This window comes from Rhodococcus ruber (assembly GCF_016804345.1).
In the GTDB taxonomy this organism is placed as follows: Bacteria; Actinomycetota; Actinomycetes; order Mycobacteriales; family Mycobacteriaceae; genus Rhodococcus; species Rhodococcus ruber.
The window spans coordinates 5,337,730-5,360,016 of sequence record NZ_CP044211.1 but is presented as its reverse complement, the minus strand read 5'-3'; the positions used below and the strand labels follow the sequence as shown (position 1 = coordinate 5,360,016).

The following is a 22,287-nucleotide window of genomic DNA, read 5'->3' as shown; positions in this document are numbered from 1 at the left end:
TCAGTCGTCGTCGCCGTTCTCCTTGTCCTCGCCGCGACGGCGCAGGAAGTCGAACCCCGGCACGCCGACGATCGCCTGCCGCACATCCTTCGCCACTCCGAGCAGCTCGTGGATCTCCGGGGCGACGGTCTCGAGCGTGCCGAGGATCGGCATCAGCGCCGTCATCCGGTCCGCGAGCTCGGGCAGCTGATCGAGCAGCACGACCGCCGCGTGCACCTCCTCGGCGCTGAGCTCGTCGATGAACTGGCCGGCGAGCGGCGCCGCCCGAGTCGCCATCGGGGCGTACGTGTCGAGCAGTTCGCCCGCCGAGTCGGACGTGCGGCCGGCCGACGCCACCACGTCCTGTGCGCGGCGGGCGGTGGTCGCCGCCTCGCCGACCACCGCCGAACTGCTGTCGACGACCTCGCCGACCCGCCCGACGGTCGCGCGGGCCTCGGTGACCACGTCGTCGATCCGCGCGACGATCTCGCGGGCATCGGTGACGACGCCGTCGATGCGCCCCACCAGGGCCTCGGTCGTCTCGAGCAGGTTGACGACCCGGCCGGGGACGGACACCGCGAACTCGGCGACCTCCACGGTCCGGTCCAGGACGAGGCGGGCGGCTCCGACGGGCGCGGCGAGAAGCGACATCATGTGCTCATCCTGCCGGACCGAGGTACGTGGGCCGCGCGGGGACCGGCGAGAGTTCAGGGCGCGGTCGAGCCCCGCCGGCATCCTGGGGGAACGCCGATCGTCGGGGTGTGACATCGCGGTGGCGGACGCCGTATCGTTTGCGTCACCAGGTCTCCGGGCGAGCATCGGCCGTGTCGACCGGAGATCCGGGAGTGTGTCTCCGCAAGTGGCATTCGAACCTGCCGATTCCGAGCCCGGCCGCTGCGGTCGCGCGACACCGCGGTCGGGGGCAACCCGCGACGCATTTCGCTCGGATCGGGAGGTAGCAGTGATGAATGTCCTCGACAAGACCGCGCAGGCGGTCGTCGGCGTGGCAGACGCCACCACCCGCGCCGCCGGCGCCGTCGGCGGCGCCGCGCTGGGCGCACTGACAGGCAGCGTGCGCGGCGCCGCCGAAGGAGCTCGCTCCGGTCTCGGCAGCGGAGCCGAGTCGACGCCGACGGCAGCGGCAACGATCGTCGTGCTGGGCGCTACCGGCCTGGCAACCGGTATCGCCGCCGCGCCCGTGCTGGCCGGACTCGGCGCCACGGCCCTGGCCATCCGGCTGCTCACGCCTCGTCCCACCCCCACGCCCGGCGCTCCCGCGACCGAGCGTGCGCCGGCGCCGACCCCGGACACCGCACCCACGAGTCCCGGTGCGCCCCCGATCGCGGCAGCGGCGAAGCCGTCGGCGGGGAAGTCGACGACGGGGGAGCCGCCGACAAAGAAGGCCCCGGCACGGAAGCGGTGATCGGAGGCTCGAGTGCACCGCCGCGAGGCCGGCGTCCGGTGCGCTCGACTACGTCGCAGGGACGACCGCGGCGCCCGCGTTGCCGTTCGTCGCCGCTCCCGGCGAGCCAGGACGTTCGGCGGCGGACTTGGCATGCTCGGTGACCAGGACCTGGCCCACGCCGATCGCCACCGCCACGGGCCACTCGATCAGATCCAACGCCACGAGCAGGCCGAGGCCGGCGAAGTAGGCGAGTTGTTCGGGCCGCGGGATGTCGAGCCGGCCCACGAGGGGCAGGCGCACCGCGAAGCGTTCGGCGTCGCGGGCCACACCGGCAAGGGTGCGGTGGGACTGCCAGAAGGACTGTTCGTCGGCCATGGCCATCTCTTTCGTGAGCTGTGCGCCATCGGACGCACTCCAGGCTTCCACCATCGATCCTAAGGCGATCCCGTTCCGGCCGGCCTCGACCATTTCCCGGTTCGGCCGATTTCGCGCGTATAGGCGAGGGCGGCTCAGGCTGCTGCGGACGTAGGGGTGAGCAGCGAGGCGACGATGTTCGTGGCAATCGTCTGCCGGGCCGCGGAAGGAACCTGGGCCTCGTGAGCGCGCCGGGCGGCCACGGCGAGGCGATCGGCGACCTCGTTGAGCGGGTGCCCGCTGTGGCCGCGCACCCACGAGTAACGGATCGGCAGGCCGCGGGTGCGGTGCCGGATGCGGTCGGCGATCACCGTCGCTTCGGTGGTGAGCGGGGCTTCGCCGCGCAATCCCGCGAGCGCGTGCCGACTGTCACTGAGGATGTGCAGGGGCCGGTTCCGGTAGGTGGTGACGGCCAGTTCGATGGCGAGGAGCTCACCGGCCAGGATCGAGCGCGTGTCGGGGAAGATCTTCTGCCGGAAGTTGCCGTCGGCCCGCACACACGCCACTCCCACGCCGCGACGCGAACCCTTCGACGCGTCGGTGGCCACCGTCTGCTCGACCAGAGGGTTGGTCTCTGCCTCGCGGGCGGCGTCCTCGGCGGCCAACCGCTCGGCGACGTGGCGGCCGATCGCCTCGGCGGCGGCGCGGGCCAGCTCCCCCAAGGGGCCGTAACCGATGTCGATCAGGGTGATCGAGGGGAAGGAGCCCGCGACGGCGTGCAGTTCCCGGCGCAGGTCCGCGTCGGTCAGGTGCAGCCGCACGGACGTGTCGGCGGTACGGGCGCACAGTTCGGCGAAGGCGTCGAGGCCGACGGCGAAGCGGGCCTCGGCGCTGTGCTCCGGGCGGACGAACAGGGCGATGCCCGTGCCGGTGGCCAGTGCCGCGCAGCTGAGCGGGCCGGTGGCGGTGGTGGTCTGCCTGATGTGGATCGCTGCGAGCATGACGTCCTCCTCGTCCGAATCGGGTACGGACGAGAATGCCGCGACTGAGCCGCCATTCGCCGAGTGCATATTGATAACCGGGGTTATCGATCTTTGTGAAGGGCGTGTCGGAAACGTCGTCTAGATTGGGGAAACCGCGCCGATCGCGGGCGTCGAGGCAAGAGTAGAGGGGAGGGCCGACACGTGAGTACCGGTTCTGCGCTCCTGCTGTCCAAGGCGGACATCGCGGCACTCGCCCGCGTGCAGCGGCCCGTCGTCACCATGTGGGCGAAGCGGTATCGCGGCCCGGATCGGCCGTTTCCCGAGCCGGTGCGCGCCGACGGCCGACAACACCGTTACCGTGCGGACGACGTAGTCGCCTGGCTGTCGAGCCGCGGACTCGGCAACAATGCGTCCGTCGCCGAGGACCTCGCCGCGCACGCAGCCTTCGAGGATCCCGCCGGTGCGGACGCGGCCACAGCGTTCGCGGCGCTGACCGCCCTGCTGTGCGTCAAGGCCCGCACCGGGGAGCAACTCGCGGACCTCGACGGCGACGACCTGCTCGACGAGGCCGACGACCTCGACCCCGACGACGCGTACCTCTACCGCGAGATCGAGGCGCTCGGCGGGCGGCTACCCACTTACGCCGCGCACGCCGACCGCATGGCCGACGCCGCCTACACCGTCGAGCACGCCTTCGAGACCCTCATGGCGCAACGGTTCCGCCTGCCCCTCGACGCGCTGGCCGATACGGCGCTCAGCCCTGCCGCGCTCGAGATGTGCGCGCAGGTCGTCGGCGCGCTGGCACCCGACGACCGGGCCGTCTTCGTCGATCCGTCGCCGGACGGCAGCGACCTGTTCGTCGCGCTGCGGCAGCGCCTGCCGGAGTTCGTCGAGCCGATCGCGATGACCGGCCACGCCGACACCCCGACGGCGCGCCTGGCGCGGCGCCGGCTTTCTGTGCACCGATGGCGTCGCCGACCCACGCCGGCAACGGGATTCGACGAGGACTTCTCGATCGACGGGCCCGCTGTGTTTCTCACCCAGTATCCGTCGCCGTCCACCCTCGGCTACTCCGATGCCCGAATCCTCGCGGAGATCGACAACATCACCGTGCAGATGGGCGCCGAGCACCTCGCGGTGATCGTCGGGCCGGCATCCGCGCTGACCGATCCTCTGCGCGACCGGGAGGCTGCCGCCGTCCGGGCCGACCTGCTGCGGTCGGACCGGTTGCGCGCCGTATTCCGCCTCCCGGAGGGACTGCTCGTCACCAAACCGGGGTCGTCGATGGCGTTGTGGGTGCTCGGAGCGCCCGACGACTCCGTCGCACCCACGGACCGGTGGACGGTGCTGGCGGACCTGCGGACCAGGGCGCTCGACGCAGCGGTGACCGACGGAATCGTCGCCGACGTGACCGCCGCGATGGGGTCGCGCGAGCACCTGCGAGCCCACGCATTCGAGTTCGCCTCGGTGCACCGCACCTCCACGCTGCTCGCCGAGGACCGTCGCGGCCTGCTGCCACCCGCGCCCCGGCGCCGGCGTCGCCGCATCGCGGGCAACGAGACCGCGGCCGAGGCGGCCGAACTGGTGGGCGCGGCGAACCGGGCGGCGCGTGCGGTGCGGGACGACCTGCACCTCGGCGTCGAATACCGGCAGGCTCCGCGCCCGGCGCCGACCGCCGGCCGGCTCGCCGATGCCGGAGTGCTGAAGGTGATGCCTGGCAACCGCATCGACGACGATGATGTCGAAGCCGGCGGCGACGTGCGCGTCATCGGCACCGACGAGCTGCTCGGCCGCGCGCGCATCGGCGACCGCGGCATCGACCGCCTCGTCCTGGCGACTCGCTACCCGAGCGGACGCTACACCGAGCCGGGCGACATCGTCTTCTGCACGGCACCGGAATTCGGCGTCGTCGTCGACCACGAGGGCGCCGCGGTCGTGCTGTCACCAGCGCGCGTGCTGCGGGTCGCCGACCCGCACGCCTCGGGAGTCCTGCCGGAACTCGTGGCGCGCACGCTGCGTCGCATGCCCGTCGCACCTAAGCCCGCCGGGGCCATCCGGTCCGGGCAGGTGTGGCGGGACTGGCCGATCCCGGTCGTGGAGGCCGACCGGATTCCCGCGGTGAGCGCCGCACTGGAGGAGCTGCGCGCGCGACGCGAGGCCGCACGGCAGCTGCTCGACACCCTCGACCGACTCACCGATACCTTGACCGACGGTGTGGGCCACGGCGTCCTCACCGTCACCGCAGGAACCCGGCCCGGCCGGGAGGAAGGTTGACCATGCCACCGAGGAAGAAGGCGGCGCCCACCGCGCCGTCGACGATGAAGGAACTGAAGGACACGCTGTGGAAGGCAGCGGACAAGCTGCGCGGCTCCATGGACGCCTCCCAGTACAAGGACGTGATCCTCGGTCTGGTGTTCCTCAAGTACGTCTCCGACGCGTTCGACGAGCGCCGTGAGCAGATCCGTGCCGAGCTCGTCGCCGACGGTCTCGACGAGGACGGCATCGCTTCGCTCATCGACGACCAGGACGAGTACCTGGGGTCGGGTGTGTTCTGGGTGCCGGAGCCGGCGCGGTGGTCGTACCTGGCGCAGAACGCCAAGGGCATCCAGGAGGCGGCCGGTGTCGAGGCCCGCACCATCGGCCAGCTGGTCGACGCGGCGATGCGGGAGCTGATGAACGCCAACGAGACCCTCGTGGGCACCCTGCCGGTGATCTTCAACCGCGACAGCGTGGACCAGCGGCGCCTCGGCGAGCTGATGGACCTGCTCGGCGACACCCGCTTCACCGGTGAGGGCGCCCGCAAGGCGCGCGACCTGCTGGGGGAGGTGTACGAGTACTTCCTGGAGAAGTTCGCTCGCGCCGAGGGTAAGCGCGGCGGCGAGTTCTACACCCCGGCCGGTGTGGTGCGGGTGCTGGTGGAGGTGCTCGAGCCGTACAACGGGCGGGTGTACGACCCGTGCTGCGGGTCGGGCGGCATGTTCGTGCAGACCGAGAAGTTCATCGAGCACCACGGCGGCAACCCGACCGACGTCGCGGTGTACGGGCAGGAACTCAACGAGCGCACGTGGCGGATGGCGAAGATGAACCTCGCAATCCACGGCATCACCGCGAATCTCGCCGACCGCTGGGAGGATACGTTCGCCCAGGACAAGCACCCGGATCTGCTCGCCGACTACGTGATGGCGAATCCGCCGTTCAACATCAAGGACTGGACGCGTAAGGAAGACGACAAGCGCTGGAAGTACGGCGTTCCGCCGGCCGGCAACGCGAACTATGCGTGGATCCAGCACATTATCTCCAAGCTCGCCGAGAAGGGCAGCGCGGGCGTGGTAATGGCGAACGGGTCGATGTCGTCCAACTCCGGAGGCGAGGGCGAGATCCGGGCGCGGCTCGTCGAGGCCGACCTGGTCTCGTGCATGGTGGCGTTGCCGACGCAGTTGTTCCGCAGCACCGGCATTCCGGTGTGCGTGTGGTTCTTCGCGAAGGACAAGTCGGCCGGTGTGAAGGGCAAGGTCGATCGTCGCGGCCAGGTGCTCTTCATCGACGCCCGCAACCTCGGCTACATGGTGGATCGCGCCGAGCGCGCGCTGTCGGACGACGACATCGCCAAGATTGCCGGCACCTACCACGCTTGGCGCGGAACGGAATCCGCATCCGGTGAGGAGTACGCGGACGAGCCGGGCTTCTGCTACTCGGCGACGCTCGCGGAGATCAAGGAAGCCGATTACGCACTCACGCCGGGTCGGTACGTCGGTGCGGCCCCGATCGAGGACGACGGCGAGCCGATTGAGGAGAAGATCGCGCGGCTGACGAAGGAACTGTACGAGCAGTTCGACGAGTCGGCGCGGTTGGCGGCTGTGGTGCGCGAGCAGTTGGGGAGGGTGGAGTGAGCGAAATTCCCGAGGGATGGCGCCAAGTCAAGTTGGGTGACATGGCTCAGGAAGTGACTGTAGGGCATGTCGGTTCAATGGCCCGCGAGTATAGTGAAGGCGGCGTGATCTTCCTTAGATCGCAGAACGTCGTACCTCATGGATTCGACCTGACGGATGTTCGTTACATCCCAGTGGAGTTTCACGAGACGTTGAGAAAGTCCTCCTTGCGCCCGGGTGACGTCGTTACCGTCCGCACTGGAAAACCGGGCGCAACTGCTGTAGTCCCGCAAGAATGGACCCTCGCGAACTGCGCAGATTTGGTCATTACCCGTCCCGGTCCAAGTATTAACGCACATTGGCTGAGCTACTTCATCAACAGCGTCGTGGAAGGATTCGTAAGTTCCCGTCTCGTCGGAGCCGTGCAACAGCACTTCAACGTTGGCGCAGCACGAGATATGGACCTCTTGCTTCCCTCACTCGACGAGCAGCGCGCCATCGCTGATGTCCTAGGCGCCCTCGACGGCAAGATCGTTGCAGATCGTAAGCTCATTGAGACTGCGCGGAAACTTGCTGTTCTGTGGTTGCACGGCGCCGCATCGGCTCCTTTGGCAGACCTGGTCGAACATCGGCGAACCTCTCAGGATCCTGCTGAGTGCGATGCCGGATCAGTTGCGCACTTCAGTCTTCCCGCATTCGATGAGCGACAGCGCCCCGAGCGTGTGAGTCCCGGCGAGATCAAGAGTGCCAAGTTCCGGATTACGGCACCGTCGGTTCTCATCTCCAAACTGAATCCACGGTTTCCGCGTGTGTGGGACGTGATGGACCTACCGAATGTGCCGTCGTTCGCGTCGACGGAGTTCCTCGTCCTGGAGCCGAAGTATTCGTCCACGTCCGTCCTGTGGGCTGCGTTGAACCAACCCGTCGTCGGACACCAACTGGAGTCGATGGTCGCAGGCACGTCCGGGAGTCACCAGCGAGTGAAGCCGGCAGACATCCTCAAAGTGCAAGTTGCAGATCCTCGTCGGCTCGACTCAGCAATAGCCGAGCGGATCACGAATCTGGCAAGGGTCGTCCACAATGCCCGCGAGGAGTCGGAGACTCTCGCCGCGCTCCGCGACACCCTCCTCCCGCGCCTCATGTCCGGTGAGCTCCGCGTCAGGGACGCCGAAGCAGTCGTCGCCGACGCCGTCTGACCGAAGCTGCCACAGTCGAGTCCCATCGCGCGGATAACGCGCACACCGATTCGTGCGATGGGACTCGTGCAGCATGCACATGGACACCGGTGCGATCCGAGAGAGGTCACCCATGAAACGCATCGCGCCCTACCTGCGCGTCGTCGCAGGCATGTTCGCCGCCATCTTCGTGTGGATGGCGTTTCTGTACGTCATCCACGGCGACGTCGCCGGCTTCCTCCTCGTGCTCGGCATCGGGGTGGGGCTCGGCTACTTGGCTGTCGGGAAGCTGATCCGCGACCGTCGCGCCCGGCTCGAGGCCGAACGGTCCGCCCTGGCGGCCAGGGCCGAGGCCGGCCACCAGGCCTACCTTGCCGGGGATCCGGCAGCCTTCGCGCCGCCGCCCGAGCCGACGCCCCGACCGCCGGTCCGCAGGGGAGTGGTCATCGCGGCCGCGGTCGCCGCGCTGTTCGTGGTCTTCGGAATCATCACCGACATACAGAACGGACTCGAAGACCCCAGCGAGCCGGACGTCACGAACTCGGCGACACCGCCTGTCGCTGCGCCGGCGTCGCGAACCACGCCGACGACCCCGGCTGCCCCGTCGACCACCGTCGCGGCGCCGGCCACCACAACGACGCCCGTGCCGTCTCCGACCACGTCAGCGTCGGCACCGACGACGAACGTCGCCGACACCGCGCCGACCGCCGTCATGCCGGACGTGACGTGCATGGACCTGCAAGCCGCGCAGGACACCATCCAAGCCGCCGGGATCTTCTATTCCCGCAGCGTCGACGCAACCGGACGGGGACGGGCACAGATCCTCGACCGGAACTGGGTGGTGGTATCCCAAGCGCCGGCCCCGGGCGTGCTCATCGGTGAAGGCGACGCAGTGCTGTCCGTCGTCAAGGACGGGGAGCCGGGCGACTGCTCCTGACGACGGATTCGTGGCGTGGCTGGGAGCAACGTGGATTCGTCGACCGCTTCGGACAGACAACCCATCTCGGCTGGGACGTACGATTTCTGTAGAAAGACGGAGGTCGTCATGCGAACCATGAATTACAGCGAATCGCGCGCCCGGTACGCCGAGGTTCTGGACTCTGTCGTCAACGACCGGGAGGAGATCGTGATTACCCGCTCGGGCCACGAACCGGTCGTGATCGTCTCCCTGGCGGACTTCGAGTCGCTACGTGAAACGGCCTACCTCATGCGTTCACCGGCGAACGCTCGACGTCTACTCGATGCGATGGAACGGCTCGAAGCAGGCGAGGGGCAGGTGCACGAACCGATCGACGGTGATGACTGACCGTGCGGCTGGGTGCGGGACGTCGATGCCTGCATCGCCGCGTGCCGGTATCACTACGGCCGGTAAGAGGCCTCGGCGAGATCGTCGAGCCAGGGTCTTCGAGACGCGGCGGCCGGGTGGTCGGCGGCTGAGTTGCACTGACGAGGGCCAGTGGTCCCTTGTGGAGCACCAGGGACCCGGCGCACGCTGGACACATGGTAGTCGCACCGAAGGTAGCGGTGGCGGGCGCGGCGGCAGCCGTGGTCTACGGACGCTTCGTGCGCCCGCGGCTCGTGCGGTGGGGCGCCACCGACGAGGAGGTCCGCGGACCGTTCCCCGGTGCGGATCTGGTGCCCGACGGGGAGAGATCGGGCGCGATGGCTGTCACCATCGACGCGCCGCCCGAGCAGGTGTGGCCGTGGCTGGTGCAGATGGGCTGGGACCGCGGCGGCTGGTACTCCTGGGATCACCTGGACAACGCCGGTCGTCCGAGTGCCCGGGAAGTGCACCCGGAATGGCAGGACATCCGGCCCGGCGACCAACTGAAGTACTGGGCGCCCGGGGCGGGACCTCTGGACGCGTACAAGGTCGCGCGGATCGAGCCGAACCGGTTCCTCGGGCTGTACGGGCTGATCGATCTGCGGGGCGGCACCCTCGACCCCGGTCAGCCGCGCCCGTCCGCCTACCTGGAAGGACTGTGGGGCTTCCAACTGAAGGAGCTGCCCGGCGGGCGCACCCGCCTCGTCGTCAGCGGGTATCAGGCGGGTCGACCGCGATGGCTTACGCGCCTCGTCTACTCCGGGATCTTCCCGCCGGTCGTGTGGATCATGCAGGCGCGCATGCTGGCAGTCCTCAAAAGCAACATCGAAAATGACTCGCAGGCAACGGGTTCGAACACGGCGACAGGCGAGGTGCGACGACGCGACTCTCGTGGTCCGTTGTCGGCGGCGGTGACATGGCGCGGCAGCCTGCACCGCGTCCGGCCCGGCCGGGTCCCGATCCGGGACACCTCCCTCTACGTCGACGTCGTCGGGCAGGGGCCGCCGCTCGTGCTCATGCACGGCGGACCGTCGGCGGACATGTGGACGATGCAGGCCTTCCGGCAGTGCGCGGACCGGTTCACCCTGGTGTTCTACGACCACCGCTGCAACGGGCGCTCGATCGGTGCGCCCGTCGACTCGATGACGTGGGAGAACCTCACCGCGGACGCCGACGCCCTGCGGGAGCGCCTCGGGTTCGACCGGTGGGCGGTGCTCGGCCACTCGTTCGGCGGGCAGGTCGCGCTCGAGTACGCCCTGCGCTTCCCCGAGAGGGTCTCGCACCTCGTGCTTCTCGACACCGGCGCCGACAGTCACTGGGAGCGGCAGAACGCACCGAAGGTGCTCCTCGAGCGCGGCTACGGCCGGGAGAAGGCGGAGCTGGTGCGGCGGTGGTTCACCGGCGAGTTCACTGCCCGCGAGTACTTTCCGATCTTCGCGCAGATCGGGGACGCATACTTCTACCGTTCCGGCCTCGACGTACTGGCGCGCGAGCTGAGCAGCGGCGCGTGGCGTTCGCGGCTGCGGCCGGCGCCGCTCATCTTCGCCGGCCGGCATCTGCTGAAGGACTGGACGGTCACCGATCGGCTCGGCGAGATCACCGCTCCCACGCTCGTCGTGGCCGGGCGCGACGACTTCGTGTTCCCCCCGGAGTGTCAGCGGGAGCTGGCCGCCGGCATTCCCCGTGCGCGCCTTCGGATCATCGACCGGGCCGGGCACAACCCGCACGACGAGCAGCCCGCCGAGGTGATGGAGGCGGTCACGGACTTCCTCGGTGGTGGCGTTCCCGCCGGATGACGAACGTGCCGGGGTGGGAGGCGTGTCGAGGAGGCGGACGCCCTGCGGGCGGCTGTCCCCGACCGAGCGGAGACCCTGCGGGTCCCTGTGTTCTTCGGCCCCTTCCCCGACGCTGCCCGGTCGCCATACCCCGATAGACCGTCTCGGCCAGCACTTTCGGCCCCACGTCGCGGGCGACGTGCGGCTGTACTGGACCCGAACGAACGTGTCGACCCGCGCGATCAGGTGCCCCGCCACCAGCTACGGGGACAAAGGTACTGGTGCCCAGTCGGTTTCGAGCGCAACGAACTCGCACTCGCAGCGTCCGTGCGCTGACGTCGGACCACGGGAGAGTAGCGACGTAGACCGGTGTGCCTCGGTTGCCCTCGCGCACACCGGGAGCAGCGATGCACGACGAGCCCCTCGATGCCGAGGGGCTCGTGCGTCAGGACGCCGGCCGGGTGCAGCGGTGTGGGATCGGCGCGACGGAACGTGCGCGCGGTTGCGGGTACACGCCCCTGCCGGGCGTGTGGATAGACTCCACCCTACGGTGCATGACAGCTCTTTCTGTCGTGTGCCCAGACCCCGGTGCGGTGCTGCAACACCTGCCGGGGTCGACCTGTTTTCAGGCCAATGGAGGGATGGTGGCACGGCCGGCGCCCACCGTCAACTCGAACGCGCGTTCGGATGCCTCGGGCGTGCGTGACGAAATCCGAAGAGAGTCCGGCGCGTCGAGCACGCCCGAGGTGAGCCGCCCGGCGATGGTAGGGCGTGGCGTCAATTTTCCGATATGTCCTACTCGTCGTCGGCGGCTTCACCGCCGGCCTGGTGCTGGCCACCCCGAGCGTCGACACCTATCCCTTGGCCGACGGGTTGCTGCCCGGCCCGGTGTTCACCTCCGACGTCGCCGCCGCAGCAGCGGGAGCGCTTACGGCGCTGGCCGCGGCGACATCGATTCGTCGGCGCGTGCTCGCGGCCGCCCTGGTGGGGGCGATGGCGGTGGCCGTCGTCGCGCTGCCGGGAGGGTGGCGGTTCGACGTGTACGTCGCGACGATCGGCGCGGGCCTGCTGCTCGGCGCGCTCGTCGTGCTGGGCGCCGAGAAGCTGCACACTGCGCTGGCCGGAGCGATGGTCGCCGGGCTGCTGACGGCCGAGCCGCTCGCGCAGTTCCGGGAGCTGAACTCGGCGCCTCAGCGGTACGCGTCCTACCTTGCAGCGAGCGTTCAGCCGGTCGATGCCGTGTGGCTGTCGCTGGCGATCGTCACCGCCGTCGCGGCAGGGGTGGTGGCGCTGACCGCCGGAAACGACACGGCGCCGGTCGCCCGGGCGCGCGGGCGGGAGGTGGCCGTTGGCATCGGTGTGCCGATCCTCGGGGTGGGGCTGTACTGGTCGTTCCACCACGCGCTGTTCTCCCTGGACGACCTCGGGGAGGTTCGGTGGCTGTGGGGTCTGGTGGCGGTGCCTGTGCTCATCGCCGCGGCGCTGTGGTTGCGGGGACGGACGGGGGTGGTGCTCCTGGCAGCGACGGCGGTGGTCGTCGCCGTGGGCGGCACCGTCTCGTGGTCGCCGGCCGCGTGGCCGGCGCTGCTGATCGGGCCGGTTCTCGTGGCTGTCGGTGTGTGGCTGGGTCGCCGCAGGCCGATGCCCCTGGTGGGCGTGGGGCTGCTCGCGCTCGTCGCGGCTTCCGGGATCTTCGATCGTCCGCCGTGGGACAACGTGAACTTCGCGGCGACGGTCCTCGTGGTGTCGTTCGCCGCCGCGTACACGATCGTCGCGTCACTGCCGTCGACGGCGCCCGTGACCGTCACCTCGCTGACCCTGCCGGCGGTGCTGGCGCTGCCGTTGCTCGCGCAGTTCGGGTGGACGGCCTACACCCCGCTCACCGACGACCCAGCCGGGTGGAGCCCGAGTGCGTGGGTGTGGACGTCGGTGGGTGCGTCGACCGCCGCCGTCCTGGCCTGCGGTGCGGCGATGGCACGGCTCGGGCATCGCAGGGCGAGTGAGGACGCCGGAACCTGACGCAGCCGCGGAAACGGACACTGCGAGAATCCGACCATGCCTGACTCCACGTGCGGATACTTCACCGAATCCGACGGCACGTACCTTCCCACGAAGTACGCCGTCAGCCCCTGGTCGTCGACCATGCTGGCCGGGCCGTGCGTGACCGGCCTGCTCGCCCGGGAACTCGACAAGGATCACGGTCCCGACGGGTTCGTCCCCGCACGGCTCACCGTCGACCTGTTCCGCCCGGTGCAGAACGCGCCCGTCCGGTTCGAGACGACCCGCGTGCGCGACGGCAACCGCATCCGCGTCGCCGACGCCTACCTCATCCAGGGCGACGACGTCACCGCCCGCGGAACCGTCGTCTACCTGCGCCCGTCCGAGCAGCCGCCGGGCACGGTGTGGACCCGGGACGAGCACCCGACGCCGCCCGCCGAGGCGTTCGACGGCCCGGAGACCGGATTCGCGCGCACCTGGTTCGGCAGCGACGCGCACCCCGAGGGCTGGTCGCAGGTGCGGGCCGAGCACCAGAACGCGAGCCGGAAACGCATGTGGTCCCGGCAGATTCCGGTGCTCGTGGGGGAGGAGATGTCGCCGTTCGTGCGGACCGCGGTCGTCGGCGAGGGCACCAGTTTCATGGCCAACTGGAGCGACGAGGGCGTCGGCTTCATCAACGGCGATCTCACCCTGACCCTCTCGCGGCTGCCCGTCGGCACCGAGGTCGGCGTCGAAGCCGACCACCACCTCAGCGCCGACGGCGTCGCGGTGGGCACCTCGGTGCTGTTCGACCGGCTCGGCCCGTTCGGGACGGGCGCCGTCACGTGCCTGGCGAACGCTCGTCGTCAGGTGAACTTCGGTTGAGCGGCACTGTGCCGAGCGTGCAGTTCTCGTGGGCGTTGCCCGGCGTGTCGCCACGAGAACTGCACATTCGAGCGAACCCGTGACTGCCCGGGGGGCATGGGCCGCATCCGGCCCACATCGCTTCAAGTGATAACAACACCTGTTATCGTGATGTCGTGGCTGTCGGCTTCGGTGACTTCGTTCGCATCCGGCGGGGGATTCTGGGTCTCTCGCAGCGGGAGCTCGCCGAGCGCTCCGGCATCAAGCAACCCCTGATCGCCGCGATCGAGACAGGACGACGGCAGCCGTCCGAGCCGGCTCGTTCGGCGCTGACGGCAGCCCTGCCCGTTCGTCCCTCCGAGGCTCTGGCAGCCCGACGTGGAGAAGTGTGCGAGCTCTTCGCCGAGGCAGGGCTGCCGAACCCGAGGGTGTTCGGATCTGTGGCGCGCGGCGACGACGACTTCGCCTCGGATATCGACCTCATCGTGGATTTCAGCGATCGCCACGACATCGTCGATCTGCTCGAGTTGCAGCAAGCTTTGGAAGACCTGCTCACCGTGCGGGTCGAGATCGTCGACGGGCGAGCCGGGGGGCGCGTGGGGGACCGCGCCCGAAAGGAAGCCGTGGCGCTGTGACGTCGGAGAACTTGTGACGCCGGAGAAATATGCGGATGAGCGCGTTCGCCGTCGTTTGCAGGACCTCGCCGATTTCGCGGCAGACGCGTCCTACACGGTGGGACTCGGCTTGGAGGCCTACCTGGAGGACAGTCCCCACGGGCGCGTGCTGCGGAACAACGGTCGGCACATCCTGATCCAGGTGGCCACGGTCGTCGAGAAGTTGCCGGAGACGTTCAAGTCCGAGTTCCCCGGCGTCGACTGGGTTGCGATCGGACGGATGCGAAACCTGATCGCACACCACTACGACAAGGTGAACGACCGTCTCGTGTACTCGGCCCTGGCGACGCGGATTCCCGAGCTGAGCGCCACGCTGGGACTGCGCCACTGAGCTCGGCCCTCTGCCGCTCGCCTCGCAGTCTGGACGGCGCCGTACATCGACAACCGTCGCTTTCGTTGTCGATGTACGGCGCAGGTGTGGAGGGACGGGCGTAACGTCCTGAGGTGCGACAGGACGCCGAAGCGTGCGGCTGTCGTCGTCGCTACGGCGCCCCGAACCCGTAGGTGAAGCTGCCCGTCGTCCAGTTCATCGTCGCGTGGTACTTGTACCCGCTCATCGTGCCGTCGCCGTTGTCCTCGGTCGCCACGAAGCACTCGAACACCGTCGTCGTCTCGGTGAGGTTGTCGGTGGACCCGCCGTTGACGGGTGAGCAGGTCACCTCGATCACCGGCCCGTCGAACATTCCGTTGTCGATGTGCTTGTTCGCCATCTGCTCCACACTCGACTCGATCTCCGAGACGGAGCGCGCGCGGGAGGCGCGCTCGGCGTTGTCGCGCTGCTGCTGCGCCGCCTTCTCTGCGGCCTGACGTTCCGCTTCGCGCTGTGCAGCTTCCTCTGCCGCCGCGACCTGTGCCGCAACCTGGGCGTCGTGATTCAGCTTCCAGGTGAGCGCCCCACCACCCACGGCGAGCAGCAGGACTGCCAGCATGATCAGGAGCGGCTTCTTCCTGATTCGGCGCTTCTTGCCGTCGTCGGCGCCGGAGCCGGGGAAGTCCAGCCACCGGGTGCCGTCCCAGTAACGCTGTCCCCCGTTCGGATCGGGGTACCAGCCGGCGGGTGCGGGCGTCTTGTCGTCCGACATCGTCTTGCCCTTCGTCTGAGAATCGACCGCAGGAGCGAGTGAGTGTGCCGCTCCTGAGGTGGTGAGCGATGCTTTCGCTCGGGATGGGAGGGGGCCGGACGAGCGATACATTCGCTCGCTCCCCGAGCCGGGAAAGTGGCGGTGCGCCCGACCCCTCGCGGGCGCACCGGCCCCGGGGACGTCACCGCAGGGAGACGGTGACTCCGCCGGAGAACATGGAGTCGTGCAGTTCGATCGAGGCGGGAACCGCATCGACCGGCATGTCGAACACGACCGGCATCGTGACGGTGTTGCCGGGGTTGATCTCGTCCCAGAACGCGACGTCGGTCTCCAGGTTCAGCGCGGCGGACGTGTCCGGGCTGAACGTGCGGCCCTGGGAGTCGATCAACTTCTGATCGCTCGGGCTCAGACCCTTCGGCTGATCGGAGATGTTGGAGACCGTCATCGTCACGATGACGAACTGGCCCTGGGCTTCCTCGGCCAGGAACTGGTTGTCGCCCAACGTGGTCAGCCCGGTCTGCACCTCGGTGACGACGAACTCGAACTTGCCGTCGCGCACCGGGGTGTCGAGCCCCGCGGCCGGCTGCTCGGCCTGGGTGGGGCGGGACGGTGCCGACTCCCGATCTTCCCGGGTCTGCCCGGCCGACGGCGCGGTCGCCGCGGAGGAGTCCTCTTCGTCACCGCCGGACACGCCGGCAATCACGAACAGCGCGACGACGGCTCCGACGACCCACGGCCACTTCTTGCGCTTCTTCTGCGGCGGCTGCGGCTGGGCAGCCGAGTTCTGCCAGCCCGGGTACTGCGGGGCCTGGAAGCCCTGCGGCGGCTGGATACGCGGATCGTTCTGGTTCACGACAAACCTGCTTTCGAATGGAAGATGGGTGATCAGTCGCCGAGGCTGAGGGAGATGCCGTCCTCGGCTTCGGACGCGGTGAACGAGATGCCTCCGCGGTGGGAGATCTCCACCTCGTAGAAGGCGGCCCCACGCGGGACGTCCGCGACGGCGAACGTGAAGATGCAGCTGTCGCCCATGTCGATGCTGCCGTCGAGCCGGCCTTTGGCGAGGAGGGTGCCGGACTGGTCCGAGACAGTCACCGCCGCCGCGGGGGACATGTCGGAGTAGCCACCCTCGCCCTCGCAGTCGAACTGCGTCGCGGAACTGGGGGTGAATCCGTCCTGCAGCGTCATCGTGCCGCCCACCGTGAACGAGTCCGGGCCGGCGATGTTCCGCACCACGAGCACGACCCCCGTCACCAGCGCACCGACGGCGAGGGCGGCGGCGACGCCGGCGGCGAAACCCCGACGGAAGGCGCGCCGGGACGAATCGACCTCGGCCGCAGGGGCGGGATGAAGGCTCGGGTACGTCACAAGATCTCCTCGATCGAGCGGTGCGGGACGCTCCCAGCTTCGACCCGAGTAGCTCAATCGCAGTACCTTGAACGCGATAACGCGGGTTATCAATCGACTGATAGCGCCCCGTGCAATCGACGACAAGTCTCGACAGATCACCGCCCGCCTGCTCGCTCGACGCGAGCCGACCTCTTAAGTTGGTGCCATGGCAGACATCCTGGATTTCACGGGCCACAGCCTGAACGAGTCGGTGTGGGAGCAGCTCGCGCTCGACACCCTCGGCGAACTGGGCTGGCGTCCCGTGTCCGGAGTGGACATCGCCCCTGGCAGCGGGGAACGCTCGTCGTGGGACGACTTGGTGATCGAGCCGCGCCTGCGCACGGCGCTCGCCCGGCTGAACCCCGACCTGCCGCCCCAGGTGATCGAGCAGGCCGTGGACGTGGTCACCACCGCCGGATCCACCGACGCGATCTCGGAGAATCGCGCCGTGCACGCATACCTCACCGAAGGCTTGCGCAAGATCAACTATGTCGACGACAGCGGCGTGGAGGTCACACCCACGATCCGCCTGATTTCCGTGGACCCGGACGACAACGACTGGCTCGCCGCGCGTCAGGTGACCGTAATCCGCGGCGACCATGAGCGCCGCTTCGACGTGGTTCTGTACCTCAACGGGATGCCCGTCGCGGTGATCGAACTGAAGAACGCCGGCAGCGAGCATGCCGGGCTCAACGGTGCCCACGCCCAGCTGCACACCTACCTACGAGAGTTCCCGCTCGCGTTCCGCTTCGCCGTCGTCGCGCTCGTCTCCGACGGCATCACCGCCAAGTACGGGACGCCCTTCACCCCGTACGAACACTTCTCCCCCTGGAACGTCGACGACGACGGCCGCCCGATCGAACCCACCGGCGACCACACAGCCCTAGACGTCGCCCTGTACGGGCTGTTCAACCTCGAACGGTTCCTGCAGCTCGTACGCGACTTCACGGCGTTCGATCAGAGCGAGGGCGGGCTGATCAAGCGCATCGCCAAGCCGCACCAGTACTTCGCCGTCACCAAAGCCGTCGCGTCGACCGTGCACGCCGTCGACTCCGAGGGCAAGGCCGGCGTCGTCTGGCATACCCAGGGCTCCGGTAAGTCGATGGAAATGGAGCTGTACGCGAACCAGGTGATCCGCCACCCCCGGCTCGCCAACCCGACCGTCGTCGTCATCACCGACCGCAACGAACTCGACGGCCAACTCTACGAGACGTTTCTGCGCTCCCAGCTGCTCCCCGAGAAGCCGCGGCAGATTCGGCGCCGTGACGAACTCCGACAGGAACTGTCCGGCCGGACAACCGGCGGGATCTACTTCACGACCCTGCAGAAATTCGGGCGCAGCCGTGACGAACGCGAATCCGGCCACAGCCACCCCCTCCTCTCGGCCCGGCGCAACGTCATCGTCATCGTCGACGAGGCGCACCGCAGCCACTACGACAACCTCGACGGCTACGCGCGCCACCTGCGCGACGCGCTGCCGCACGCGACCCTCATCGCCTTCACCGGCACGCCCGTCTCGTTCGAGGACCGGGACACCCGGGCGGTGTTCGGCGACTACATCGACGTCTACGACCTCACCCGTGCGGTCGAGGACGGCGCCACCGTCCCGGTCCACTTCGAAAGCCGGCTGGTCAAGGTCGCGTTCGCCGGCGACGTGACCGAGGAGCAGATCGACGCGTCCGCCGACGAACTCACCGTCGGACTCGACGACACCGACCGCGACCGCATCGAGAAGTCCGTCGCGGTCGTCAACGCCGTCTACGGCGCGCCGGCCCGGCTACACAAGCTTGCCGCCGACCTCGTCGAGCACTGGGAGAGTCGCCGCGAGCAGATGGCCAAATTCGTCGGGTCCGACGACAACCCCACCGCGCCCGGCAAGGCCCTGATCGTGTGCGCGACCCGCGAGATCTGCGCCAATCTCTACGACGAGATCGTCGCACTGCGCCCGGATTGGCATTCGGACGAGATCTCCAGTGGGCGAATCAAAGTCGTCTACTCGGGAACCGCGGCCGATCAGCCGCCGATCGACAGGCATGTGCGCCGCGACTCGGCTAACGCCGCGATCAAGAAGCGGCTCAAGGACATCGACGACGAGCTCGAAATCGTCATCGTCAAGGACATGCTGCTCACCGGCTTCGATGCGCCGCCGCTGCACACCCTCTACCTCGACCGGCCGTTGAAGGGTGCGCTGCTCATGCAGGCCCTCGCCCGGGTCAACCGCACCTTCCGCGGCAAGCGCGACGGGCTGCTCGTGGCTTACGCGCCCGTCGCCGACAACCTCGCCGAGGCGCTGGCCGAGTACACGGCGACCGATCAGGAGACCAAACCGCTGGGCCGGCCGATCGAGGAGTCCGTCGACGCCGTCAAGAACCTGCTCACGGTGCTCGCGAACATGCTGCACGGTTTCGACTGGCGGTCGCGCCTCCGGTCCGCCACCGGACCGCGCGGCTATATCGAAGCTGTGCTCGCCACCGTGAACTACCTGCGCGACCCGAAGCTTCCGGAGAACCGGGTGCCGGAAGGGGACGAGACTCTTGCGGCCCGCTTCCGGAAATTCTCCTCCCAACTGTCCCGTTCCTGGGCGATCTGCGGCACCCATCCCGATCTGGGAGGGCTGGCCGCCGACGCGAAGTTCTTCGAGGAAGTCCGCGTCTACATGGCGAAGTTCGACGCCGAGGATCGGCAGGCGCGGGGGCTCGCTGTTCCGGAGGACGTGCGGCGCGCCTTGCGTCAGCTCATGGCCGCCTCGGTCGAATCGGGCGAGGTACTCGACATCTACGACGCCGCCGGCATTCCGCGGCCCTCGCTCACCGAACTCAATGCGGAGTTCCTGGCACGGGCCGAACACGCGAAGAACCCGAACCTCGCGATCGAGGCGCTTCGCAAGCTCATCAACGAGGAGGCGCGAAAGGTCGCACGGCACAATCTGGTACGTCAGCGAGCGTTCTCACAACGCCTGCAGGAGCTGATGAACAAGTACACCAATTCGCAGCTCACCTCGGCGGAGGTGATCGCCGCGCTGGTCGAGGTCGCGCAGGAGGTGCAGGCCGAGGGCGACCGCGGCCGCCGCTTCGATCCGCCGCTGGACTGGCACGAACTCGCCTTCTACGACGCCGTGGCCCAGAACGAATCCGCCGTCACCGAGCAGGGCGACGATGTGCTCGCCCAGATCGCCCGGGAACTCGTCGCCGTCATGCGTCGCGACGTCAGGACCGACTGGCGCGTGCGGGCGGACGTCAAGGCCAAGTTGCGCTCGCAGATCAAGCGGCTGCTCACGCGGTACAAATACCCGCCGGATCGGCAGGCAGGCGCGATCAAGCTGGTACTCGAACAGATGGAGGCGATCGCTCCGACGATGGCGGCGTGAGGGTGCGTTCTGCGCGCGCGTACTGGAGGGTGGCACTCACCGGCGGTCGCGACGTCGTCGCTTCGGCGCCCGTCGGCGTTCGAGGGACTCGACGAACCCCATGGCCGCACCGGCGGCCACGGCGACGATCGCCGCACCGGCCAGCACCTGCGTCGACGCCGCGAACGCGGTGACCGCAACGACGAACACCACCCAGGTCGCGGCGGCCGCCATCGCCTTCGGGTCGGCCCACCACGACCGGCGAGTCGAGCGCAGGTGCAGGCGCTGCCACAGCACCCGCTCGGCGGCGGCGCACAACTCCTCCACCGCCGCCCGCACCGCGGTGACCTCCCCGGCGCCGGACGACACGAGCAGGGTGCGTGCCCACTTCGGGTCGTCGTGCGCCGGCCGAGCCTCGGCGGACAGCACGGCGAGTTCGACGAGTCGCACCCGTGCCCGCGCGACATCGCCGAGGGCGGTGCGGATCTCGTCGGGGTCGAGCGTCTCGTGCCGCCGGAGCGCGGTCAGCAGGCGACGGTGATCGGCATGCAGCTGTGCGCGCAGGCCCGTCCAGCCGAGCAGGTGGTACAGCGTCTCCCGGCTGTCCGCGCCGACATATCCGCCCCCGAGGTCGAGCAGCAACGCCCGGCCGTCCTTGCGCACGGCCACGTCCGTCGCGGCCGGCCGGTGCCAGGCCTGCAACCGTCCGCACGAGCGCGCCGCTGCCTCGGCCAGTACGCCGGCGGGTGGGCCGTCGACCAGACGGCGCGCCGCCTCGCGTGCGTCGCCGGCGACCTCGACCACCAGTCCCTCGATCGACGGTTCGTCGGTAAGGGGAGGCGCGGTGCGGACGGCGACCTGCGCGAGGGGGCGGTACACCTCCGTGTCGGGCAGCCGGGTGTCCAGTCGCGGGAACAGGTCGACCAGGCTGGCGTCGGCGGTGATCCCGAACGGGGCGAGGAAGGCGTCGAGGGTCCGCCGGAAGCCCGTCTCGGCGCCGTCGAACAGAGGGTCGCTGTGCCAGGTGAGCACGGCACCCGGTGGATCGGCGGACAGGATCTCGCAGACCAGTACCGGTCCGGCGCCCGGCACCTCCCACAGCGACGCACATGCCCCCGCCGGTCCGTCGTACGGGCGTGGGTGCGCGGCGGGGGTCGGCGCCCCGAAGGTCAGCCGGGTGCCGGGTTCGGTGCGGTGCCGGAAGGCCAGCAGGGCAGCGGGGCGTTCGAGGTAGCCGGTGCGGCCGGCGATCCGGGCCGGCAGGAACGGCTCGGCGTAGGGCACGGCGGGTACCGGGGGTGGTACGGGCCGTTCGCCGATGTCCAGGGGTAGGAACATCACCTTCAGCACGGCGGCCCGCACGGGTGTGCTGCCCGACTCGAGCCGGGCGCCGGGCGCGCTCACAGGGATGCGCATCATGGTTCGGTCATCGCTTTCGACACCGGCCACACCGGGCCGAGACGACGCTCCGTCCCGGGTGCATCGGCCGGGACGGAGCGAGGGGAGAGGTTTTCAGTGCGGTGTGCGCGCGTCGGTGGTGTCCTGCAGGGCGACCACGTGCGCCAGGGCGTCGTGGAGCCCGCGGCGGTAGCCCCGGGTGTGGGTGGACGATCCGACGGTCGCCAGTTCGTTTTCCAGATTGCTGCGAATATTCTGCAGCGCATGCCTGGTGATTTTCATGCGGCTCGTGCCTTCTTCTCTGCGCTGTCCTTTCTCGCCATCGAAAAAGCGGAGTATCGGGCCAGTTCGTCGAGTACGTACAGCCGGGCGGTTTCCAGCCCTTGGCGGTATCCCGGAAAGTCGATTTCGAGATTCCGGTCTCGCGTCATCATTTCGCCGATGTTCCGGTAGAGGGTCTCCAGAGTCGTTGTCGTGGAGTGCATTCGAGTGTGTGTCCCGGCTTTGATCGAGTGGTCAGCTCTTGCGCTTGCGGATGAGCTGACCCGCATCCTGAGCCTTGGCTCGTTTTTCCGCGCGGCGCTCCTTCAAAGCGCGGGCGGACTGTTTGGAACTTTTGACGGCGGACTTGGCAGCCATTGTCAATCCTTTCCGAATCGGCAATCGCGAACTCGGCTCGACCATACCCAAAAG

22 protein-coding genes are annotated in these 22,287 nt (G+C 68.9%); 12 read left to right on the top strand and 10 right to left on the bottom strand.

What is annotated here, in order from left to right:
• Positions 1–633 carry a ribulose 1,5-bisphosphate carboxylase large subunit gene (locus F1734_RS24550; RefSeq protein WP_203011178.1) on the bottom strand — a complete coding sequence of 211 codons (633 nt, stop codon included), beginning with the start codon at positions 631–633 and terminating at the stop codon, positions 1–3.
• Positions 634–943: 310 nt separating this feature from the next.
• Here F1734_RS24550 and F1734_RS24545 point away from each other — a divergent pair, with 310 nt between their 5' ends.
• A complete protein-coding gene (locus tag F1734_RS24545; RefSeq protein WP_017679726.1) occupies positions 944–1,402 on the top strand; it encodes a hypothetical protein in 459 nt (152 codons plus the stop codon).
• A 48-nt stretch (positions 1,403–1,450) separates the two neighbouring features.
• Here F1734_RS24545 and F1734_RS24540 read toward each other — a convergent pair whose 3' ends face one another.
• On the bottom strand, positions 1,451–1,759 hold the full coding sequence (locus tag F1734_RS24540; RefSeq protein WP_026137535.1) for a hypothetical protein: 309 nt from the start codon (positions 1,757–1,759) through the stop codon (positions 1,451–1,453).
• Positions 1,760–1,893: 134 nt separating this feature from the next.
• The gene (locus F1734_RS24535) at positions 1,894–2,739 is read right to left on the bottom strand and encodes a ribonuclease H family protein (protein ID WP_203011177.1); all 846 of its coding nucleotides are present in this window, start codon (positions 2,737–2,739) and stop codon (positions 1,894–1,896) included.
• Positions 2,740–2,922: 183 nt separating this feature from the next.
• Here F1734_RS24535 and F1734_RS24530 point away from each other — a divergent pair, with 183 nt between their 5' ends.
• The 10 genes from F1734_RS24530 to F1734_RS24485 all read left to right on the top strand — a co-directional run bounded on the left by F1734_RS24530 (position 2,923) and on the right by F1734_RS24485 (position 14,710).
• Positions 2,923–4,995 (top strand): hypothetical protein, encoded by a 2,073-nt coding sequence (locus tag F1734_RS24530; protein ID WP_203011176.1) that lies wholly within the window; start codon positions 2,923–2,925, stop codon positions 4,993–4,995.
• A gap of 2 nt (positions 4,996–4,997) precedes the next feature.
• Complete coding sequence (locus tag F1734_RS24525; RefSeq protein ID WP_203011175.1) at positions 4,998–6,611, top strand: class I SAM-dependent DNA methyltransferase; 1,614 nt, start codon at positions 4,998–5,000, stop codon at positions 6,609–6,611.
• Positions 6,608–7,786, top strand: coding sequence for a restriction endonuclease subunit S domain-containing protein (locus tag F1734_RS24520; protein WP_124258464.1), 1,179 nt, complete (start codon positions 6,608–6,610; stop codon positions 7,784–7,786). The genes F1734_RS24525 and F1734_RS24520 overlap by 4 nt, the downstream gene beginning before the upstream one ends.
• Before the next feature lie 112 nt (positions 7,787–7,898).
• The gene (locus F1734_RS24515) at positions 7,899–8,702 is read left to right on the top strand and encodes a PASTA domain-containing protein (RefSeq protein WP_203011174.1); all 804 of its coding nucleotides are present in this window, start codon (positions 7,899–7,901) and stop codon (positions 8,700–8,702) included.
• A 108-nt stretch (positions 8,703–8,810) separates the two neighbouring features.
• A complete protein-coding gene (locus F1734_RS24510; RefSeq protein ID WP_203011969.1) occupies positions 8,811–9,071 on the top strand; it encodes a type II toxin-antitoxin system Phd/YefM family antitoxin in 261 nt (86 codons plus the stop codon).
• A 194-nt stretch (positions 9,072–9,265) separates the two neighbouring features.
• Positions 9,266–10,885 (top strand): alpha/beta fold hydrolase, encoded by a 1,620-nt coding sequence (locus F1734_RS24505; protein ID WP_203011173.1) that lies wholly within the window; start codon positions 9,266–9,268, stop codon positions 10,883–10,885.
• 750 nt (positions 10,886–11,635) lie between these two features.
• Positions 11,636–12,883: a hypothetical protein gene (locus F1734_RS24500; protein ID WP_203011172.1), complete on the top strand. Its 1,248-nt coding sequence runs from the start codon at positions 11,636–11,638 to the stop codon at positions 12,881–12,883.
• 36 nt (positions 12,884–12,919) lie between these two features.
• Positions 12,920–13,726 carry an acyl-CoA thioesterase domain-containing protein gene (locus F1734_RS24495; protein WP_203011171.1) on the top strand — a complete coding sequence of 269 codons (807 nt, stop codon included), beginning with the start codon at positions 12,920–12,922 and terminating at the stop codon, positions 13,724–13,726.
• A gap of 155 nt (positions 13,727–13,881) precedes the next feature.
• Positions 13,882–14,340 (top strand): XRE family transcriptional regulator, encoded by a 459-nt coding sequence (locus F1734_RS24490; protein ID WP_010595666.1) that lies wholly within the window; start codon positions 13,882–13,884, stop codon positions 14,338–14,340.
• 109 nt (positions 14,341–14,449) lie between these two features.
• Positions 14,450–14,710 carry a HepT-like ribonuclease domain-containing protein gene (locus tag F1734_RS24485; protein ID WP_225223308.1) on the top strand — a complete coding sequence of 87 codons (261 nt, stop codon included), beginning with the start codon at positions 14,450–14,452 and terminating at the stop codon, positions 14,708–14,710.
• Between the two features lie 151 nt (positions 14,711–14,861).
• On the opposite strand, the gene F1734_RS24480 is transcribed toward F1734_RS24485, so the two are convergent.
• The 3 genes from F1734_RS24480 to F1734_RS24470 all read right to left on the bottom strand — a co-directional run bounded on the left by F1734_RS24480 (position 14,862) and on the right by F1734_RS24470 (position 16,829).
• Entirely contained in the window at positions 14,862–15,461 is a 600-nt protein-coding gene (locus F1734_RS24480) for a DUF2510 domain-containing protein (RefSeq protein WP_048771555.1), read from the bottom strand.
• Positions 15,462–15,642: 181 nt separating this feature from the next.
• Positions 15,643–16,314 (bottom strand): DUF4352 domain-containing protein, encoded by a 672-nt coding sequence (locus F1734_RS24475; RefSeq protein WP_040274673.1) that lies wholly within the window; start codon positions 16,312–16,314, stop codon positions 15,643–15,645.
• 32 nt (positions 16,315–16,346) lie between these two features.
• Positions 16,347–16,829, bottom strand: a complete 483-nt coding sequence (locus tag F1734_RS24470; RefSeq protein WP_203011170.1) for a hypothetical protein — start codon at positions 16,827–16,829, stop codon at positions 16,347–16,349.
• Between the two features lie 187 nt (positions 16,830–17,016).
• On the opposite strand from F1734_RS24470, the gene F1734_RS24465 reads away from it, so the two are divergent.
• Positions 17,017–20,217: a type I restriction endonuclease subunit R gene (locus F1734_RS24465; RefSeq protein ID WP_203011169.1), complete on the top strand. Its 3,201-nt coding sequence runs from the start codon at positions 17,017–17,019 to the stop codon at positions 20,215–20,217.
• Between the two features lie 36 nt (positions 20,218–20,253).
• Here F1734_RS24465 and F1734_RS24460 read toward each other — a convergent pair whose 3' ends face one another.
• The 4 genes from F1734_RS24460 to F1734_RS26475 all read right to left on the bottom strand — a co-directional run bounded on the left by F1734_RS24460 (position 20,254) and on the right by F1734_RS26475 (position 22,233).
• A complete protein-coding gene (locus F1734_RS24460; RefSeq protein WP_203011168.1) occupies positions 20,254–21,615 on the bottom strand; it encodes a hypothetical protein in 1,362 nt (453 codons plus the stop codon).
• 93 nt (positions 21,616–21,708) lie between these two features.
• Positions 21,709–21,876: a hypothetical protein gene (locus F1734_RS24455; RefSeq protein WP_017679713.1), complete on the bottom strand. Its 168-nt coding sequence runs from the start codon at positions 21,874–21,876 to the stop codon at positions 21,709–21,711.
• The gene (locus F1734_RS24450; RefSeq protein WP_017679712.1) at positions 21,873–22,079 is read right to left on the bottom strand and encodes a hypothetical protein; all 207 of its coding nucleotides are present in this window, start codon (positions 22,077–22,079) and stop codon (positions 21,873–21,875) included. The genes F1734_RS24455 and F1734_RS24450 overlap by 4 nt, the downstream gene beginning before the upstream one ends.
• A gap of 31 nt (positions 22,080–22,110) precedes the next feature.
• Entirely contained in the window at positions 22,111–22,233 is a 123-nt protein-coding gene (locus F1734_RS26475; protein WP_255325546.1) for a hypothetical protein, read from the bottom strand.
• Positions 22,234–22,287: the final 54 nt, after the last annotated feature.

What these genes read in the sequence shown, in the direction of transcription:
- F1734_RS24505 (WP_203011173.1), top strand. Translation starts at nt 9,266, where the DNA reads ATGGTAGTCGCACCGAAGGTAGCGGTGGCGGGCGCGGCGGCAGCCGTG.
- F1734_RS24495 (WP_203011171.1), top strand. Translation starts at nt 12,920, where the DNA reads ATGCCTGACTCCACGTGCGGATACTTCACCGAATCCGACGGCACGTAC.
- F1734_RS24515 (WP_203011174.1), top strand. Translation starts at nt 7,899, where the DNA reads ATGAAACGCATCGCGCCCTACCTGCGCGTCGTCGCAGGCATGTTCGCC.
- F1734_RS24465 (WP_203011169.1), top strand. Translation starts at nt 17,017, where the DNA reads ATGGCAGACATCCTGGATTTCACGGGCCACAGCCTGAACGAGTCGGTG.
- F1734_RS24535 (WP_203011177.1), bottom strand. Translation starts at nt 2,739, where the DNA reads ATGCTCGCAGCGATCCACATCAGGCAGACCACCACCGCCACCGGCCCG.
- F1734_RS24545 (WP_017679726.1), top strand. Translation starts at nt 944, where the DNA reads ATGAATGTCCTCGACAAGACCGCGCAGGCGGTCGTCGGCGTGGCAGAC.
- F1734_RS24460 (WP_203011168.1), bottom strand. Translation starts at nt 21,615, where the DNA reads ATGATGCGCATCCCTGTGAGCGCGCCCGGCGCCCGGCTCGAGTCGGGC.
- F1734_RS24525 (WP_203011175.1), top strand. Translation starts at nt 4,998, where the DNA reads ATGCCACCGAGGAAGAAGGCGGCGCCCACCGCGCCGTCGACGATGAAG.
- F1734_RS26475 (WP_255325546.1), bottom strand. Translation starts at nt 22,233, where the DNA reads ATGGCTGCCAAGTCCGCCGTCAAAAGTTCCAAACAGTCCGCCCGCGCT.
- F1734_RS24550 (WP_203011178.1), bottom strand. Translation starts at nt 633, where the DNA reads ATGATGTCGCTTCTCGCCGCGCCCGTCGGAGCCGCCCGCCTCGTCCTG.
- F1734_RS24455 (WP_017679713.1), bottom strand. Translation starts at nt 21,876, where the DNA reads ATGAAAATCACCAGGCATGCGCTGCAGAATATTCGCAGCAATCTGGAA.
- F1734_RS24450 (WP_017679712.1), bottom strand. Translation starts at nt 22,079, where the DNA reads ATGCACTCCACGACAACGACTCTGGAGACCCTCTACCGGAACATCGGC.
- F1734_RS24540 (WP_026137535.1), bottom strand. Translation starts at nt 1,759, where the DNA reads ATGGCCGACGAACAGTCCTTCTGGCAGTCCCACCGCACCCTTGCCGGT.
- F1734_RS24510 (WP_203011969.1), top strand. Translation starts at nt 8,811, where the DNA reads ATGCGAACCATGAATTACAGCGAATCGCGCGCCCGGTACGCCGAGGTT.
- F1734_RS24480 (WP_048771555.1), bottom strand. Translation starts at nt 15,461, where the DNA reads ATGTCGGACGACAAGACGCCCGCACCCGCCGGCTGGTACCCCGATCCG.